4 protein-coding genes are annotated in these 20043 nt (G+C 63.0%); 1 reads left to right on the top strand and 3 read right to left on the bottom strand.

Annotated features, from left to right (window positions below; all coding sequences use genetic code 11):
- Positions 1-6: 6 nt before the first annotated feature.
- Entirely contained in the window at positions 7-16701 is a 16695-nt protein-coding gene (locus FJ953_RS07910) for a DUF5801 repeats-in-toxin domain-containing protein (RefSeq protein ID WP_140623832.1), read from the bottom strand.
- Between the two features lie 323 nt (positions 16702-17024).
- Here FJ953_RS07910 and FJ953_RS07905 point away from each other — a divergent pair, with 323 nt between their 5' ends.
- Complete coding sequence (locus tag FJ953_RS07905; protein ID WP_140515173.1) at positions 17025-17993, top strand: transglutaminase-like cysteine peptidase; 969 nt, start codon at positions 17025-17027, stop codon at positions 17991-17993.
- 128 nt (positions 17994-18121) lie between these two features.
- On the opposite strand, the gene FJ953_RS07900 is transcribed toward FJ953_RS07905, so the two are convergent.
- Together FJ953_RS07900 and FJ953_RS07895 are read right to left on the bottom strand one after the other, a co-directional pair.
- Positions 18122-18757, bottom strand: coding sequence for a ribbon-helix-helix domain-containing protein (locus FJ953_RS07900; protein ID WP_140497316.1), 636 nt, complete (start codon positions 18755-18757; stop codon positions 18122-18124).
- On the bottom strand, positions 18747-20036 hold the full coding sequence (locus FJ953_RS07895; RefSeq protein WP_140497322.1) for an HlyD family type I secretion periplasmic adaptor subunit: 1290 nt from the start codon (positions 20034-20036) through the stop codon (positions 18747-18749). The genes FJ953_RS07900 and FJ953_RS07895 overlap by 11 nt, the downstream gene beginning before the upstream one ends.
- Positions 20037-20043 lie beyond the last annotated feature (7 nt).

Genomic DNA, 20043 nt, shown 5'->3' with positions numbered 1-20043 from the left:
CGCCCCTTAGGCCACGTCCTGCTTGGTACCATGGCTGTCGTCATAGAGTATTTTGACTGCTTCGGCTGCACTGTGGAACGTATAGTTCTCCAGCACCGCCACCGTGTGATAGTTGTCGCCGCCGCCATTGGTGTCGACCTTGACCTCGGCGTTCGCCGCATTGGCGGAGGACTGCGCGATCTCCACGAAGCCGCCGGCTTCGAGATCGGTGACGCCGGCCAGGCCCTTCAGCAATGCCGTAAGATCGATCTGGTCGCCCTTGGCCCCGTCATGGAAGTCGGCGATCAGGTCGGTCACCTCGAGAGAGCCGATGGCGAAGGTCTTCGTGCCGTCGGAGGCGACGGTCGGCTGTGCGGGGGCACCGAGCGAGGTGTCGAGTTCGACCTCGACATAGTTGCCGGTGGTGCCGTCCGCCATCTGGAACGTGCCGTTGCCTGTCACGGTCTGCCCGTCGATTTCGCCCACGGCCGGGCTGGCCGCCGTGCTGATGGAGACGATACCGTTATCCGCGAGGTGCGACAATTCCCCGGCATCGCTGGCGCCGTTGGTATTGGCGTCCTTCCAGATCAGCAGGCTGTCGAAGGCGGCGTCATTGTGATCGATGACGCCGTCATGATTGCCGTCGAGCGAGGCGAGTGCCGCCGCCCCGCTGGCGAACTTGCCGCCGCCGAAGCTCGGCGTGAACAGTTCCGTGCCGTCGTCGATCTTGCCGTCATGGTTGAGATCGACCGCCAGCATGCCGTCATTCGAGGTGTTCCAGGCGACCTGATCCTTGTGCCCGTCGCCGTTGATGTCGAACTGGACACCATGGCTGACGTCGGAGAAGGCGAAGCCGTTGTGGTTGAGGTCGAGGATGATCGGGTCGACTGAGCCGTTCGAGATAAGCGTCCCCAGATTGGAGATGCCGCCCGGGACATTTTGCAGATCAACAAGAATGTCATTAGTTGAGTTCGGTGTGTTTCCAACCTGCTCATACACGAAGGTGTGAGTGATGCTACCGTAGGTCGCAGTGAAGGCGACTGCTACGCCGGCGTTACCCAGATTATTGTTGTGCAGATATTGGACAACTGCGGCGACATTCGCTGCCGCCCCCAACGTCACTGCCGTGTTCGATGCGTTGTAGAAGGTGATGATACCATTCGTAATGCTATGCTGGCTGATCACGCTATCACCAATGGTCAAGGTGGAATTTGCACCATCGACATGGGTGGGAATCCCCACGTTGGCGGCGGCAAAGGGCGTCCCTGCCAGCGTAAGCTTGTCGGTTGTGGGATCGAAGTCGGTAATGACGTCGAAGCCGGATATGGTTCCGGAATTCAAGTTACCGCCGGTTGTCCCCGGCGAATTGCCGCTTGCAATAACGAACGTGTCAGCGCCGGCTCCACCCGTTAGCCGGTCGCCACCCAGCCCTCCGATGAGCGTGTCCGCACCGGCACCACCGTTAAGTGTGTCCGCGCCCGAATTGCCGATGATATAGTCATTGCCGGCACCACCGGTCATCGTCGCTGCGGAAGTCTGAGAGTTGACGATGATCGAATCCCCAGTTCCAGCGGCGTTCAAGGTGACTGTGCTGGTGGAATTGTTGCTGAACGCAATATTGACCGAGGGCGAACTGGCCGTGCCGTCCGTGGCGATGGTTGAGAACGTTCCGCCGAGCGAACCCTTGTCATCGATCGTAATCGTGCCCACCGTCCCAACGTTTCCGGCGCCGAGGCCGGTTCCGCTGGCATCATCGAGGTTGCTCCCCTCGGCGACGCTGGCGATACCAACCGCAGAGCTATCGACGTCAGTAAAATAGTGCGCCAGAGCGGCCTCGGTAAAGGTGACCGCGCCTGAACCCGTATTCGACACTAGAGTCAGCGCGGAACTCGTGGCTGCAAAGACCGGCACTTCGTTGACGTTCGTCACATTCACCGTGATCTGCTGCGTGTCAGTGCCGCCATGGCCGTCCGAGACCTGGACGTTGACGATGTAGGAATTGTTGGTGCCAACATCGGTCGGTGCCTCGAAGTTCGGCGCGGAGACAAAGGCCAGAACGCCTGTCGTCGGATTGATCGTAAACTTGCTGGAGTCAGTACCTGGAGTATTTACGATCGAATAGGTCAGCGCGTCGCCATTGGCGTCGGTCGCGTTGATGTCAGTCACCGCAGTCGTGTTTTCCGGCACGCTGACGGTGAAATCACTGCCGCCATTGGGTGCGGTGATGACAGGTGCGGCGTTCGGGATATCCAGAACCGTTACCTGCAGATCCGCTCCGGCCGTGTCGCCGTCGCCATCCACCAGCACATAGTGGAATGTCTCGATCTTGTCCGCATTGACGTTCACCGGTGCGGTGTAGTCGTAGTCACCCGCATGATGAATACCCTCGTCGGCGAAATAGAATGTCAGCTTGCCGCCGGCGCTCGTGCTCACCTCGATCGACTTGCCGTCGTTTGCAAGCAGATGCGCGCCGGGTAATGCGCCGGAAAGGCTGATGGCGTTCGTTCCATTGAACGTATAGGTCGTACCGTCGATCGCAATCGACTGGATGTGGCCGCCGTCAGCGCCAAATGCATCGACGCCAAGGCCATGATCGGCAAGAATGCTGCCCGAGGCGGACGATGGCAGCGCACCCGCCAGCGTCGATGAGAGCTCGGTCGGATCCGTCACCGCTTCGGCAATATCGCCTGGGCGCGAGGCGATCTGCGCCAGGAAATTTGTATTGGCGATATCGCTGAAGCCAAGCGCGAAGACCTGGTTCACTTGGCTGCTGGCGAGGAAATTACTCCAGCTGCTCTGCTCGTTCGCATCCAGGCTCGCTCCCGATTGCGGGTCGCCGTCGCTCAGGAAGTAGATGTTGGTGGCGTCGGCCGTGGGATGCGGCAAATTCGCGTAGCGATCGGCACTACTGCTTCTGCCGTCGATCAGGTTGGCGGCGGAGTCATATTGCGTGCCAGCCGAGAGACTATTCGAATTGAACCCGTTTACAGTGTTGATGGCACTCTGGATGTAGTTGCTTTCACCGATCGTGTACTGGCCGACGAGCTCGGCTCCTACTCCGAAAGAATAGATTGTGATCTGGTTGAAGATCACTGTCGAACTGCTCAGGAAATTCTGGACCGCTGCCTGCATGAGTGCAAGCCGGGTAGTGAAACCGCCCGCGCCATCCGGATCGCTGTTCATGCTGAGCGAAAGATCGAGCACGAGGATCGCATTGAGCGTCGGCTTGCTGCCTTCGTCCACTTGCACGGTGTCCGGCCTCGCCACCGGCATATCGTCGTCGATCTTGATGCCGACCGTGCCGTTGGCGTGGTCGCCGTTGGAGTCGGTGATGGTGTACCCAAGCGAAAGATTGATGTCGTTCTCGCCGCCGCCTTGCGGGTGATCGACCTCCTGCAGCAGCGTGAAGTTATAGGTCGCCGCTGTCTGGTTGACCTCGATCTTGAAGACGGCGTGGTTGGCTGCGGCCGTCGCTCCGGACGTGTCGGTCGTGCCGTACAAGGTGTGTGAGGCCGTGTCGTAGTAATAGTGGAGCGCGACGCCGTCATGCTTCACTGTGAAAGCGCCGTCCATGACGGTGTCGCCATTGGCAACGTCGAAGCTGAGCGAGCCATGCCCGTCCGGTCCATAGCTGCCGAACGATATGTCCGCGGGGTTCGAAGTCGTATCGTCGCCCGTGCTATTGGTGTTGTGGACGCCCGCGGCAAGATCGTCTTCGTCGACGACGATGCTCGACGAGGTGGCGGTCGGCTGACCGGTGTTGTCGAGCCCGACGGTCAGCGTCGCGGTCGAGCTGTCGCCGTCGCCGTCCTTCAGCGTGTAGGTGAACACGTCGCTGCCGGCCAGGCCGGAGACACGGGTATAGACGTAGCTGCCGTTCTCCTGCAGAGCCAGCGTGCCGAACTGGCCGCTGACGACGAAGCCGCCGCCAGCCACATCGGTGTCCGATCCGCCAGCGCCCGTAACGCCGCTGATCTTGGCGCCGTCGGCACCCAGGGTGTCGATACCGGTGCCGTGCAGACCTTCGTTGGTGCCGGTGCCGTCTGTCACATTGCCGAGGATCGAGCTGCCTATGATGCCAGTGCCGAAGGAATCGGTGTCATTGTGGGCCGTTGGGCCATCATCGCGTATCGCGATGTCCAGCGAAGAGGTGGTGCTGCTGCCGTCGGTGTCTGTAACGACAACACCGTAGTTCGCAAACACCTGATCCTCGAGGCCACGGTCACCGGGCGTCGCATCCGCCGTTGTATTCGGATGAGTGACATTGTCGAGCAAGGTGAACTTGTAGGTCACCGTGCCGCCGGTCGCGTCTCCGACAAAGCTTGTCACCTGGAGCAATCCGTAGGCCGGGCCGCCCAAGATGGTCACCGGCGCTCCGGGCGAGGCGGCCTGTAACTCCGCCAAGGTCAGCGCTGTGGTCCCGATCGTCAGCGTGACCAGGCCGTCGGGCGATGTGAAACCGAAGGCGCCGGTGTTGCTTTCCGACGGATCGACATTGGTAGCCGGATTGTTGTCGTTTTCGCCAGATCCCGCAGGTTCGCCGCTACGGATATCCAGGCCTTTTTCGTCCACGAATGTGTCGCCGCCGGAAGCTTGCAGCGTCAGACCAGTGAGCGTTGTCAAGTAGTTGACGTCAACGGTGGTCGAGCCCGCCGTGACCAGATGCTCATATTCGCTGCCCCCCGACTGCACCGACGCAATCGAATTGGAAATATTCGCCTGGTTGGTGATCTCGGCATCCGTGTAGGTGTGGGTTACGGATCCGGACGTCGCACCGGCGGCGATCGTCACCGTCTCGCCATTGGCCAGCGTGAAGGTCAGTGGCGCGGTCGGTGCGACCGAACCAGGAGTGCCGGTCAGCGTCACCGTGTAGAGGATCGAGCCGCCATTTTCCGAGACCGGGATTGTTGAGGACGTGAGCGTCGCCGTCACCGTGTTTGTGGTGTCGGTGACCTGCGCCGTCGCCGTTGCGGCGCCGACCACGAGATGCTCGAAATTGCCACCGCTGGTGTTGATGATGGTCGCGGTCCGGCTCGACGCGTCGAGATAGACGTCCTCGTCATTGCCCGAGGCAATCGTCAGCGTGCCGGTGGTCTGGCCGTTCGCGATCGTGATGTCGCCCTGGTCGGTTGTGATCGTGGTCACGCCCTGGGAGGCGTTCGACAGTGTTGCCGTGAAGAGGTAGTTGGCCACCGCTCCTTCCGACACCGTCGAGGCGCTAAGGTTGACCGTCGTGTCGTTGGTGGTGTCGTTTATCGCAAAGCCGAAGTTGGCGGTCGACGTGTCGCCGTCGCCATCCTTTACGGTGAAGGTGCCGGTTGCGGTGCCTCCGGTAAGATAGACGTCGTCGCCTTGCGCGGTGAATGTGTAGCTGCCATTCGCCATGACCGCCATCGTGCCGTGCTCGAAGGCGATTGGCTGCGAGTAGCCATCGGCGCCGAACACCAGGGTCTTGCCGTTGATCTGCGTCACCGTGGCACCATCGGCGCCGGCGACGAAGTCCAGCACGCCGGTGACCGTTGTGCCCTCGGCGACGTTTTGCGAGGCACTCACACTCGCCGTCGGCGTGTCGTCGTCGACATCGATCGACAGCGTGCCGGTGGCCGTGTCGTGGTCGCCGTCCGTGACGGTGTAGTTGACCCCGAACTGCAGATTGTTCTCGTCGTCGCCGGCAGGGTGCTCGATCGCATGAAGCTGCGTGACCGTGTAGGCGCCGGATGTGGTGTCGGCCAGATGCACCTTCAGCACATCGACGACGACGTTGTTCTGCATCTGGCTGATGATCAGGTCGGTTCCCGAGTTCGAGGTCACCGAGAACCCGCCCGCAACCGGCAGCGTTGCGCCGGTGAGCAGCGTCGTACCGGCGCCGTCGGCGCCGTAGGTGTGACCGAGCGTACCGGATGTGTGGGCGGTGTCGGGATCGACATCGCCGGTGCCATCGGGATTGCCGCCCAGCGCGTCGTCATCGAGCTGGACCTGTGCATTCATCGCTGCCGCCGGCACGTCGTCCGCGACATTGACCGTAAAGCTCTGGGTGACGGAGTCGCCGTCGCCGTCGACGGCCTTGATGGTGAAGCCGAGCGGCAGCGAGGCGTCGCTGCCGCCGGTGTGGTCGTGGTCAAGCGGCTGCCAGAGGGTGAAGACAAAGGTCGGGGTGCCCACGCCGTTCAGGGTCACCATGAAGACGGGATTGGATACGGTGTCGCCTTGCTTGAAGGCGACGAGTTCCTCATCGACGCCGTTGGCGGCAAGACGGACTGTGTACTCCAGCGAAACGCCGCCCGAGGTCAGCTCTTCGGGCGCCATGAGAGTGTTGCCGGGACCGCGCGCGAATTCGAGGTGGCTCGATCCCTTGTCGTCCGCATTCCAGTCGATGTTGAGATCGCCGGATGTCGGCTGTACCAGGGGCAGCAGGCTCTCCGACACATTGCCCGTACCCGCGGGGCTGGTGACGACCGGAATGTCGTCGATGACATGCACGGTGAAGGTGGACGACGTGCTGTCGCCATCCGAATCCGTCGCGGTGAAGTCGAAGGACAGGGCCTTGTCGTTGTGGTCGGCTCCAGCCGGATGGTCGATATTGTCTTGCAGGTTGAACGAATAGTTGCCGTTAGTCTGATCGTTGATCGACACGGTGAAGATGGTGCGGATGACCGAGTTGTGCGTGGCGGTCGCCGTCAGCACGGTGTCGTTGCTGGACAGAGTGTAGGTGATGGCATCGCCATTGGACGTCAGGCCAGCCTGGACGCCGGCCAACGCCGGATTGAAGGTAACCGAGCGGTCGTGAATGCCGCTGTTGGGATTGGCGTCGTCGGCTCCCCACGAGATTCCCAGCGAGCCGGTCGCGGAGGCCGCGTTGAATGCGTTTGTGGAACCCGCTGCGGTGCTTTCCGCCACGGTGGCCTCCGCCGCAGCGATCACTGGCCTGTCATTTTCGACCACAATGTTCAACGTGCCGGCCAGGTTGACGCTGTCGCCGTCGAAGTCGGTCGCCTTGAAGAGCGAGCCGATGTCGATCGCCATCGTCCCGCTGTCGCCGGAATTGAGGCTATGGTCGAGGTGATCGAGCAGCGTCAGCGTAAAGGTGCCGTTGTTGTTGTCCGCAATCGTGAATACGGTGCGACCGTCCGCCGCGACGCCATCGACGGCATCGACACCCACAACGAAATGAACCGCCGATCCCCCCGACGACACGCCCGCCTGAGTTCCATTCTTTTCGACGTTGAAGGAGAAAGTCGCGTCGTCATCAGCGCCGATCGAAAGCAGTGGGACGAAGGCCGATGCCCCAAACGTAACCGAGGTTGGCTGGCTGCCGCCTTCCGAATTTCCGCTCGACAGGCCGGTCAGCTTGTCTTCGTAGACGGTCGGAAGATTGGCGCTGCCGTTCAGCGCTACCGGAATGTCGTCCTCGATGCCAATGGTGAAGACGCCGCCGCTGGTGGTGGTGGTCGACGTATAGAGGAAATTTTCGGCGCGGATCTTGTCGCCGCTGTCGAGATCGAAGCGGATCACCAGATGGTCGAACGTGCCCGCCGGGTCGATCGTGACGACTGAGCCGTTGGCCGGCACAGTCATCGTTCCTATCTGGAAACCGGAGCTGCCGGAAACCGGCACGCCGGCGCCATTGTAGGCTTCCCAGGAAATTGTGCCCGAACCGTTGCCGTTGATGGTGAAGCTCACCGCGTCGGTGCCGGGCCGCGAGAAGATGAAGCCCTCATTGTCATGGATATGATTGTCGCCGATGCCGACGCCCTGACCCGAAACGTTGAAGGAATCGCTTCCGGCGCCATTGTTGAAATCGTGAGCCAAGGCTCCATTGAACGTTAGTCCGTCGAACGTAACGCCGCCCACGGTATAGGTGCCGTAATGGCCGGAATGCAGACTCAGGCCTGTCGTGGCTGTGGTGGTCGTCGTCTCGCCGGTGATCGCGATCGTGTCGCCGTCGGCGTCGGTGAACTGGAGCGCATGTGTGAAGTCGAGCACCAGCTTCTGGTTGTCATCGTTGGTGGGGGAGTTCGGCAGGTGGTCGATCTGGTCCAGCAAGGTGAAGGTGTAGGTGCCGTTCGGCTGGACATCGAGGGTGAAGACTTTGCGGTCGCCCGCATCGAGGCCGGGTGTTCCGCTCTCGACATAGCCGGTCAGCACCGTGCCGTCGACGTGGTAGACGATCGCCTCGCCCTTCGATGTCGCCGCCGGCAAGCCAGCGGGGTTCTGGATCAGCGAGAAGGAACCGGGTTCGTCCGCCCCGGCGAAGACCAGCGAACTCAGCGAACCGGTCGCGACCGTGCCGAGGCCATCTCCGTCGGGATTGCCGACGGAATGACCATTCGAGTTCGCCAGCAAAAGCGCGTCCTCGCCGACATTGCCGGAGACGGTGGCGCTGGTCTGCACCGGAATGTCGTCGAGGACCTGGATCAGGAAGGTCCCGGCGCCAAGGGAGATGGAGTCGCCGTCACCGTCGGTCGCGACGATATAAGAGGAAAGATCGATCGGGCTCGTCAGCTGGTTTTCACCATTGTCTCCGGCCTGGCCGTCCAGCGCCGGATGATCGATCTGATCCATGAGCGTGAAGACGTAGGAGCCGTTGGCCCCCACGGTCAGCTGGAAGATCTCGCGGTCGCCGGCCGAGAAGCCGGCGCCGTTTCCTGCCTCGGCATAACCATGCAAGGTGCTCCCATCGGATACGATGAGCACATGCGCGCCCTGCGACGTAAGGCCGGAATCCGCCGGCACCGCCGTCGAGGCAAGATGAAACGCCTGGGCGCCCGGGCCGTCGGCGCCGAAGTCGACGAGCGCGGTCAGCGCGCCGGCAGCGCCCGTGACGGTCGCGGAAAGGCCGATCGCTCCCGTCTCACCCGGCCTGCCGGCATCTGGGTTGTGCCCGGCAAGCCCATCTTCATCGACATTCGCCGTGATCGAGGCGGTTCCGACCGCCTTCGGCCCGTCGTCCTCGAAAATGATGGTCTGTGAGATGTCGGCGCTCTGTGTGACGTGGTCGCCGTCGCCATCGGTCGCCGTCACGGTGACCGAGACCGAGCCGGCGCCGAGCGCGATGCCCTCGTCGTTGCTGTGGGTGTCGGGATGCTGGAGCGAGACGTATTGCGCAACCGCGACCTGGCCGGTGGCGGCATCGACATGCAGGGCGAAGGCGACCTTGTCGGTGGCGGTGATGCCGTTGTTGTTGGCATCATAGACGCCGATGATGTGGCCGTGGCCGTCGTTGAACAGGGAGATTGCAAGCCCGTCCGTGGTCTTCAGGCCGGAATCCACGCCCGTATTGCTGGCAAGGGTGAGCGCATAGACGAGCGAAGCTTTCGCTGCCGGTCCGTCGGCGCCGAACAGCGCCGTGGCGTTCACGACGCCGCCGCTGCCTTGCGCGTATTGGTGCAGCGGCATGTCGGGATCGGTCCCGGCATTGACGCCGGCAAACAGGGCCGCCACGGCAGGATCGGTGGTGTCGTCGGAATCGGCATCGACACCTGCGGTCTCGTCGATAACGATGATGTCGCCGACCTTGATGTTGGCAAGGAAGGTGCCGGTGTTGTCGCCCTGTTCGCCGATTTCACGGAACGTCAGTGAGTTGTCGCCGGCCGTCGCCGTGACGTCGATGGCGATGGTCTGCATGACGCCCGACGTGGGATCGTAGGTTCCGACCGAGACGCCGTTCCACAGCACTTCGAGCTTGGCGCTGTGTAGGAGGCTGGTGTCGTTGGCGGCGCCGATCTCGAAGGAGATGCGGTATTCGCCGGCGCTGAGGCCATGCAGCGTCTGCGAGATCTGGATGTTGCCGGGGCTGGCCTCGAGGTCGACCATAACGCTGTTGGTCGGGCTGTCTGCACCGCGATAGCCGTCACCGACCTTCTGCAATTCGATGCTGCTGGCGCCCTCGTAAGGCGAGGCCGTGACGGTCCAGGCGCCGGCCGTGCCCGTGGTGTTCGTGCCGCTGCCCGCACCCCAGGCGTCGCCATTGGGGACGAAGCCGTCCAGGAACAGGCCGTTCAAGGCACCGTTCGGCTGCGAGATGGTCAGGCTCGGACCATCGTCGTCGAAGCTGATCTGGCCCGAGACATCGGCGCTGGCGCTGGCGGTGTCGCCGTCGCCATCGGTGACGGTCACGCTCACTGCGACCGAATGCAGGCCCAGCACCACCGTGTCGTCCGGATTGGAGGCGTTCGAATGATGAAGCGACAGATATTGCTCGACGGTCACCTTGCCGGTGGCCGGATCGATCGACAGCGCAAACGCCGCATCGCCATTGAATGTTCCGCCCTGCACGACGCCGACCACGACGCCATTGGCCAGCGTCTGCAAGGTGATCAGCGAGCCGTCGGTGACGGCAAGGCCGGAGACCGCATTGGTGACGCTTAGCGCATAGACGGTGCTGCCCGAAACGGCCGGACCGTCGGCGCCGAACAGCGCCGTGATGTTGACGAAGGCACTGTCGCTGGTGCCGTGCGCGATCGCGCCGGTGCCGCCGACATCGGGATCCTCGCCCTTGGTGACCGTACCAGTGTCGATCCCAGCCGGGGTGCTCGTGGTCGCCGTCTCGTCAAGCGCTACCGTAACGCCGGTGGCGGCGACAGCCGCCACCTTCGGCCCGTCGTCGTCGAAACTGATCTTGGCGCCGATGGCGAGCGACTGGCTGACTGTGTCGCCGTCGAAGTCGGTGATCGTGACCACCGCATTGATCTTGTTCGACAGGTTGACCGGCTCGTCATAAGAGCCGGCCGAACCGTTGCCGGCCAGCGGATGCTGCAGCGACAGATATTGTGCCGTCGAGATATGGCCAGTCTGGTCGACCGAGACTGCGAAGGCAATGGCGCCGCCGGGATTGGCCGTACCGTTCGCGTTGTCGACGCGGCCGACGATCAGATTGCCTTCCTTGAACAGCGAGATCTCGTGCCCGTCGGTCGTCTTCAGGCCCGAATCGGTGCCCGGCTCTGCAACCGAAAGGCTGAGCACGGCCGCGCGCGGCTCGTCCGTGCCGGGCAGCGAGCCGAACAGCACCACCGGCAGGTTGCCATGCGCATAGCCCAGGCTTGCCGTGCCCAGTCCAAGCGAATCGAACTGGTGCGCGACCGAGGCGCTGCTGGTGTCGTCGTTCTGGTTGCCCGCCGTCTCGTCATGCACGACCGACACGCCGGTCGCGGTGATGAACACCTGCGGCACGTCGTCGACCACGGTGACCGTCGCCTTGCCGGTCAGCGTGACCGTATCGCCGTCGCCGTCCTTGGCCTGGAACACCGAGCCGAGGTCGATGCCGGCCACGCTGCCGCCGCCCAGATGCGTCTGCAGCGTGGTGTTCTGGTCCGATGTTCCGGCCGCCGGTGCGACATGGTCGAGCTGGTCGAACTGGCGCACCACGAAGGCGCCGCTCGAGGCGTTCAGCGTCACCGTCATCACGGTGCGGTCGCTAAGCCCGTTGTAAGCGCCGTTATGGTTGCTGTCGACAAAGCCGACCAGCGTGTTGCCCTGGATCGCCCAGCTCAGCTCGACGCCCTTCGACGACAGCCCGATGGCCGTCAGGTCTGCGGCCGCCGTGCCGGTGAAGCCGAAACCGCCGCCGGCGGCCGGGCCGTCGGCGCCGAAGTCGACAAGCCCGTTCAGCGAGCCGGATGCGATCGCCGCACCCAGTGGGAACTCCGTGCCCGAACCGTCGCCGGACCCGTCATAGGGCGAGGTTCCCTGCGACAGCAGGCTGGCAATGTCGTCCTCGTCGATCGTCACCGGCGCGGCATGGCCGCTCAGGACCTTCGGCCCGTCGTCGTCGAAGACGATCTTGGCGCCGATGGCGAGCGACTGGCTGACTGTGTCGCCGTCGAAGTCGGTGACGGTGACCACCGCATTGATCTTGCCCGACAGGTTGACCGGCTCGTCATAGGAGCCGCCCGAACCGTTGCCGGCCAGCGGATGCTGCAGCGACAGATATTGTGCCGTCGAGATATGGCCGGTCTGGTCGACCGAGACTGCGAAGGCAATGGCGCCGCCGGGATTGGCCGTACCGTTCGCGTTGTCGACGCGGCCGACGATCAGATTGCCTTCCTTGAACAGCGAGATCTCGTGCCCGTCGGTCGTCTTCAGGCCCGAATCGGTGCCCGGCTCTGCAACCGAAAGGCTGAGCACGGCCGCGCGCGGCTCGTCCGTGCCGGGCAGCGAGCCGAACAGCACCACCGGCAGGTTGCCATGCGCATAGCCCAGGCTTGCCGTGCCCAGTCCAAGCGAATCGAACTGGTGCGCGACCGAGGCGCTGCTGGTGTCGTCGTTCTGGTTGCCCGCCGTCTCGTCATGCACGACCGACACGCCGGTCGCGGTGATGAACACCTGCGGCACGTCGTCGACCACGGTGACCGTCGCCTTGCCGGTCAGCGTGACCGTATCGCCGTCGCCGTCCTTGGCCTGGAACACCGAGCCGAGGTCGATGCCGGCCACGCTGCCGCCGCCCAGATGCGTCTGCAGCGTGGTGTTCTGGTCCGATGTTCCGGCCGCCGGTGCGACATGGTCGAGCTGGTCGAACTGGCGCACCACGAAGGCGCCGCTCGAGGCGTTCAGCGTCACCGTCATCACGGTGCGGTCGCTAAGCCCGTTGTAAGCGCCGTTATGGTTGCTGTCGACAAAGCCGACCAGCGTGTTGCCCTGGATCGCCCAGCTCAGCTCGACGCCCTTCGACGACAGCCCGATGGCCGTCAGGTCTGCGGCCGCCGTGCCGGTGAAGCCGAAACCGCCGCCGGCGGCCGGGCCGTCGGCGCCGAAGTCGACAAGCCCGTTCAGCGAGCCGGATGCGATCGCCGCACCCAGTGGGAACTCCGTGCCCGAACCGTCGCCGGACCCGTCATAGGGCGAGGTTCCGTGCGACAGCAGGCTGGCAATGTCGTCCTCGTCGATCGTCACCGGCGCGGCATGGCCGCTCAGGACCTTCGGCCCATCATCCTCGAAGACGATGGTCTGGGAGATGTCGGCGCTTTGTGTGACGTGGTCGCCGTCGCCATCGGTCGCCGTCACGGTGACCGAGACCGAACCGGCGCCGAGCGCGATGCCCTCGTCGTTGCTGCTGGTGTCGGGATGCTGGAGCGAGACGTATTGCGCAACCGCGACCTGGCCGGTGGCGGCATCGACATGCAGCGCGAAGGCGACCTTGTCGGTGGCGGTAACGCCGTTGTTGTTGGCGTCATAGACGCCGATGATGTGGCCGTTGCCGTCGTTGAACAGCGAGATTGCGTGGCCATCGGTGGTCTTCAGGCCGGAATCCACGCCCGTATTGCTGGCAAGGGTGAGCGCATAGACGAGCGAAGCTTTCGCTGCCGGTCCGTCGGCGCCGAACAGCGCCGTGGCGTTCACGACGCCGCCGCTGCCTTGCGCATATTGGTGCAGCGGCATGTCGGGATCGGTCCCGGCATTGACGCCGGCAAACAGGGCCGCCACGGCAGGATCGGTGGTGTCGTCGGAATCGGCATCGACACCTGCGGTCTCGTCGATAACGATGATGTCGCCGACCTTGATGTTGGCAAGGAAGGTGCCGGTGTTGTCGCCTGCTTCGCCGATTTCACGGAACGTCAGTGAGTTGTCGCCGGCCGTCGCCGTGACGTCGATGGCGATGGTCTGCATGACGCCCGACGTGGGATTGTAGGTTCCGACCGAGACGCCGTTCCACAGCACTTCGAGCTTGGCGCTGTGTAGGAGGCTGGTGTCGTTGGCGGCGCCGATCTCGAAGGAGATGCGGTATTCGCCGGCGCTGAGGCCATGCAGCGTCTGCGAGATCTGGATGTTGCCGGGGCTGGCCTCGAGGTCGACCATAACGCTGTTGGTCGGGCTGTCTGCACCGCGATAGCCGTCACCGACCTTCTGCAATTCGATGCTGCTGGCGCCCTCGTAAGGCGAGGCCGTGACGGTCCAGGCGCCGGCGGGACCGGTCGTGGTGCCGCTGCCCGCACCCCAGGCGTCGCCATTGGGGACGAAGCCGTCCAGGAACAGGCCGTTCAAGGCACCGTTCGGCTGCGAGATGGTCAGGCTCGGACCATCGTCGTCGAAGCTGATCTGGCCCGAGACATCGGCGCTGGCGCTGGCGGTGTCGCCGTCGCCATCGGTGACGGTCACGCTCACCGCGACCGAATGCGAGCCCAGCACCACCGTGTCGTCCGGATTGGAGGCGTTCGAATGATGAAGCGACAGATATTGCTCGACGGTCACCTTGCCGGTGGCCGGATCGATCGACAGCGCGAACGCCGCATCGCCATTGAATGTTCCGCCCTGCACGACGCCGACCACGACGCCGTTGGCCAGCGTCTGCAAGGTGATCAGCGAGCCGTCGGTGACGGCAAGGCCGGAGACCGCATTGGTGACGCTTAGCGCATAGACGGTGCTGCCCGAAACGGCCGGACCGTCGGCGCCGAACAGCGCCGTGATGTTGACGAAGGCACTGTCGCTGGTGCCGTGCGCGATCGCGCCGGTGCCGCCGACATCGGGATCCTCGCCCTTGGTGACCGTACCAGCGTCGATCCCAGCCGGGGTGCTCGCGGTCGCCGTCTCGTCAAGCGCTACCGTAACGCCGCTGGCGGCGACAGCCGTTACCTTCGGCCCGTCATCGTCGAAACTGATCTGGCCCGACACGTCGGCGCTGGCGCTGGCGGAGTCGCCATCGCTATCCGTGACCGTGACCTTCACGGCCAGCGAGCCGGCGGTGAGTGCAACCGTGTCGTCGGGATTACCGGTGTCGGAATGGTGGAGCGACAGATATTGCTCGACGGTCACCTTGCCGGTGGCCGGATCGATCGACAGCGCGAACGCGGCCTCGCCCTTGAACGCGCCGCCCTGCACGACTCCGACAACCACTCCGTTCGCAAGCGTCTGCAAGGTGATCGTTGAGCCGTCGGTGACGGTCAGGCCGGAAACGGCGTTCGTGACGCTCAGCTGATATACGGTGGCGGTGCTTGCCGCCGGGCCGTCGCCGCCGAACAGCGCCGTCACATTGACCAGGGCGCCGTTGCTGGTGCCGGAGGTGATCGCCCCGGTACCGCCGATATCGGGATCATCGCCCTTGACGATGGTTCCTGTGTTGATCGCAGCCGCCATGCTCAAGGCCTGCGTTTCGTCGAGTGAGACCACGGCGCCGGCGTCGGCGACGACTGTCACCAAAGGTCCATCGTCGTGGAACTGGATCGCGCCGCCGATCTGGGCACCGCCGAATGCGCTGTCGCCATCGAAGTCGGTGACGGTCACCGAGGCTGTGATCTTGCCCGAGAGGGTCAGCACGTCGTCATGGGCAGCAGCGCTCGATCCATCGACAGTGTGCTCCAGCGGAGCGTATTGGGTGACCGTAAGCGTGCCATTGCCGTTGATGACGATGGTAAAGGCGGTGTGGGTGCCGCCGTTCTGATAAGTGCCGGTGACCGTCGTCGCATTGGTCTGCAGCAGCGTGATCGCAAAATCGCCAATGGCCGTCTTCAGGCCCGAATCGAGCGATGCGACATTGCCGGTCAGGCCCAGCGCATAGGCGATGCCGCCGCCGGCGGCGGCGCCGTCGGCACCGAAATTGGATGCAACGGAAATAATCGGGTTGGCGCTCGTCACATCGATCGGAAAGCCAGCCGGCGAACCGGCGTTGCTTTCATCGAGCACCGCGGAACTGGCTGCCGTGTTGCCCACCGTCAGGGCAGGGCTGTCGTCCTCGACGATCACGGTCATGTTGGCCGTTGCCGAGCCGCCGAACGGGTCCTGCACGGTAACCGGGACGACGATGGAGAGGTCATCCTCGAAGCCGGCCAGCGGGTGGTCGAGGGGACCGAGCAGGGCGATCTGGAAGGTTCCCGTGCTCGCATCCGTGATGGTGACGCTGATCACAACGTCCGATCCGACCCTGCCGACGAGATGCGTCGAATCGACCAGTTCCCACACGACGTCGGTGCCGTGCGAGGTAAGCGTCGTGGCAGGCACTCCGAGGCCGTAGGTCAGCGGATCGCCATTGGGATCCGTAGCGCCGAAGCTGCCGTTGATCACCGAAAGATTCGATTCGTCGAAGGGTGAGCCGGGATCGCCGTCCGGGTTTGCGCCGGAAAGCCCTTCTTCCGACACGCGGACGGTGAGATCGCCAAATTCCGGGTTCGCATTGGGAAGGAACAGTTCCCGCCTCTCGGCCTGCCCGAACTGCAGATCGGTCGGCGGCAAGAGCGCCGAAAGATCAAATCCATCGCCGATGCCGCCAGGAGGAATTTCAAAATTTCCACCGGCGCTCGAGGTCGAACCTCCAGGGCCAGCCGACATCGAACCATCGGCGCCGAAGGCGACATCCACATGGCTCGCCTCGAGCGCGGCGATCAAGGCGACGCGCGGTACCTCAACATCGCCAAGGACGAAGGTCGGCACGTTGAGCGCGCCGTCCTTGATCACGATAACCGAGCCGTCGGCCTGTTCGAGCACGAGATTGTGGCCGTCGACCTTGATGTTGTCGATCGAGACGTTCGCCGGAAGCTTCACGACGTTGCCGGCGTCGGCGACGTATTCGTGCGGCGCGGCTGCCGCCTGGGCCTTCGCCTCCGCGGGTGCTTCCGCCGGCGCGCCACTGCCCACATCGACCGGCACTGGTTCGGCCGCTGCCGGCGCGGCCTGTTGCGTCGAAGCCGCCTGTGCGACCTGGAACTCTGCCGGCGAGGTCTGGTCGTGACGTTCACTGGCCATGGAATGCTCGTCCCACGAACCCGAAACGGCGTCCAATTCGTTATTGATGGTCATTGCTTGTACCCCTCCGGCATTTCCCCGAAAGAGACAGCGGCAACCATTACTTTGCAACCGTCCGTCAATCTACTTTATATACCATTATATGCCTACAATGGCATTTTTTACGCGTGGTAAACTGGGAGCATATATTCTGTTATATAAGTCGATATGTGCCGGTGCGGATGAGGCCTCGCCCCCTGTTGTATGCTAAATAGAAGTATAAATTCAAATAAAATTTTACGAAAAATAGCGGAAACAAGTTTCGTCGCCATTATCTACCTTCATTGCCAATAATTTGAGACAAGATCGGTACCGTCCACAGTCAAAAGGTGGGCGTTATGAAAAAAGAAAAAACCGCGCCGGGAACAGCCGGCCTCAAGCTACTCTTGCTGACGATCAGCCTCGCAGGCCTGCCGCAGCCATCGCTCGCGAGCGTCCATTTAGAGGGCACCGCTTCGGTCGGCGGGCTTGTTGAAGACGTGCGGATGCCGCCCAGCCTGGGCGGCGTTTCCCTGGAAAGATTCCAGCCTTGGCGACCGGCGGTAGGATACCAGCCCGACCTGGTTTCCATGAGTTACACGATCGACGATGCCCAAGCGGGCGTTGCGCCGGCGCCTGCGAATGTCGGAATTGATCCCATCAAGACGGCAACGATTATCCCCGGCGTGTTCGGCTCGGTCGCGTTGTCCATGCATAACTTTCCCGTCGCCGCGCGGTGGGCACCGGTCTACCAGGCAATTGTCGGCTGCTCGGCGGGCAGTGCCTGCGAGCAGAAGAGTGCGGCTTTTGCCAGGCTGATCTCGTCGGCACAGGGCAAAGGGTTCAGCGAGAAACTGTCATTCGTCAACAGCGGCATCAATCACCTGATCGCCTACAGGAAGGACAGCGTCATCTATGGCAAGCTCGATTACTGGGCAAAGCCCACCGAGGTGCTCGATAAGCGCGCCGGCGACTGCGAGGATTTCGTCATACTGAAGATGACGGCGCTGCTGAGGGCCGGCATCCCCGCGCAAAGCATGGCGTTGGTTGTTCTCCAGGATCGTAGGCGGGGATTCTTCCATGCGGTCCTGTCGGTAAGCACGGCAAGTGGCGTGTTCATTCTCGACAGCCTCAACAACACCGTGCTGCGCGACAGCGATCTCCCCGATTATGTGCCGCTTTATTCCTTCAGCACGGACCGAGCCTGGATCCATGGTTCGAGATCGGGCAGCGCGCAGGTCGCGGAGATCAAGGGCGGTTTTGCAGGCGTCGCGCCCGGCGAGGGATTGCAGCCCGACACGGCTTCTGGAGCGCTTGCCCGTCGGTGAGCAACCGCGGTTCGCCGGCTTTTATGGAAAACGCCGAACCGCTCTATCTCTTTGTTTTGCGCAATTCCCAAGGGAAAGCGCTACACGCTTTTCCCGGGAAGCGTTTCGCACTTTTCCTGGAACTGCTGCTAGCCGCTGACGAATGCCATCAGCAGGTCCTGCCCGACCAGCGGTGCTCGCACGGCATTCAATTGGCCACGATATCGGCGTTCGCCGGCGCCGATGACGAACCCGCTGGCGACCGGAATCTCGCCATTGGCATCCAGCCGCGCGAAGATGTCCGCCACGTTGAGATCGAGCGCCAGCCTGAGATCCTGACGCCCGTCATCGCTCGGCGCCGTCGGCAATTGGCGCTTTACCAATTGTTGGAACGGAGCGTTGAAGGTCAGGATCTTTTTCGACGATGAAAGGGCGAAGGCGGGCGAGGGGCAGGCGACCAGTATCGCGGTGATCGTCCTGATCGACGCAAGCCTCTTCAACGTCAGGTTTTCTTCCGTCAAGCCACGAATGCAGGCAACCCTGATCGCCGATGTCAGATTGCCGGCCGGAGGCTGGCTCTCGGCGATCTCATCGACAAGCATGCCGATCGTGCATTTGCGGCTTTCCGCCATCTGCCTGAGCGACGTCCAGAACGTCCGCTCCAGGCGGATGCCGCGGCGGATGCCGCGGCGCGCGACAACCCGGAACTCCATGCCGAGGTCTTCCGTGGCCATCGGCACGAGCAACCGCTCGAGAACAGCGGGAGGCGTGGCGCTATCGTTCACTCATCGCCTCCTCTCGTGCCTTGTTGATGGGTTTCAGCAGGTAGGTCAGGATCGTCTTGCGGCCGGTCTTGATGTCGACGGAGCAGATCATGCCCGGGATGATGGAATAGGTCTTGCCATCCCGCGTCAGCGTCGACCTGTCGGTCGCGACGCGCACCTGATAATAGGGCTCGCCTGTCTTCTGGTCGACGAGACTGTCGGCGGTGATGTTCGAGACCTTGCCTTCGATGCCGCCGAAGATCGAGAAATCATAGGCGGTGACCTTGATCAGCGCCTCCTGGTCCGGCCGGATGAAGGCAACGTCGCGGGGCGAAACCCGCGCTTCGACCAGCAAGGTCTCCGAAGTCGGAACGATGCCGGCGACCACCGCGCCGGGCTGCACGAAGGCGCCAACCGTATTGATGTCAAGCGTGTTGACGATACCGTCGACTGGAGAACGGATGTCGGTGCGGGCCACCTTGTCGGTCGCGCCGCGAATGGTTTCATCGACCACCGAGAGGTCAGCCAGCGCCTGCGTGAGGTCGCTCAGCGCCTCCTGTTGCAGCTGCAGGCCGAGCTCGTCGACCTGAAGCTGGGCCTCGGTGATAGCCGATTTGGCTTTCTTGGTGGTTTCTCCAGCAAGCGTCAGCTGCCCATTGAGCTCGGTCTGCTCGCGTTCGACCCGGAGTTGCTCGGTTCGCGCCATCAGGCCTTTCTTGACCATGGCTTCGACCAGCTTTGCCTCCTGGTCGCTGACGACCAGATTCTTCGTGAGGCGATCGGAATTGGCGGTCGCCTCGTCCAATTCCTTCTCGCGCTGATCGAGGCGCGACTTGAGAACCGACAGCTTGACTTCGAAGTTGTCGCGGCGGGCGACGAGCAGCTTCTGCTCGTTGTCGCAGATTTCCGGGGCGACCTTCTGGATTTCGGCCGGACATGGAAATTCGCCTTGCAGATCGCCGCTCTGCTCGAACTTCAGCCGTGCAATGCGGGTCTGTAATGCCCGTGCCTTGGCCTGTTGCTCGCCAAGGCTGGAGGTGTTGAACGTATTGTCGAGGCGGATGATGAGGTCGTTCTTCTTCACGACCTGCCCGATCTTGACGGCAATTTCCTGGACGACGCCCGGCTCGCTGGCCTGGATGATCTGCGTTTTGGAAGCAGGTATGACCTTGCCGTCGCCGCGTGCGATTTCATCCACCTCGGCAAAGGACGCCCAAGCAACGGAAGACACGAAGAGTGCACCTATGATAAATATGGACGCCGACGCAAAGAGCGGCGGCCGGTCTTCCCTTGCAAGCATTTCCCAC

The sequence above is a fragment of the Mesorhizobium sp. B2-3-6 genome, from assembly GCF_006442305.1.
In the GTDB taxonomy this organism is placed as follows: Bacteria; Pseudomonadota; Alphaproteobacteria; order Rhizobiales; family Rhizobiaceae; genus Mesorhizobium.
Note: the sequence above shows the minus strand (reverse complement) of the source record. Positions and strands in the feature narration are given on the sequence as shown.

Excerpts from the sequence above, each read along its gene's own strand:
- FJ953_RS07895 (WP_140497322.1), bottom strand. The coding sequence starts at position 20,036 with ATGCTTGCAAGGGAAGACCGGCCGCCGCTCTTTGCGTCGGCGTCCATA.
- FJ953_RS07910 (WP_140623832.1), bottom strand. The coding sequence starts at position 16,701 with ATGACCATCAATAACGAATTGGACGCCGTTTCGGGTTCGTGGGACGAG.
- FJ953_RS07905 (WP_140515173.1), top strand. The coding sequence starts at position 17,025 with ATGAAAAAAGAAAAAACCGCGCCGGGAACAGCCGGCCTCAAGCTACTC.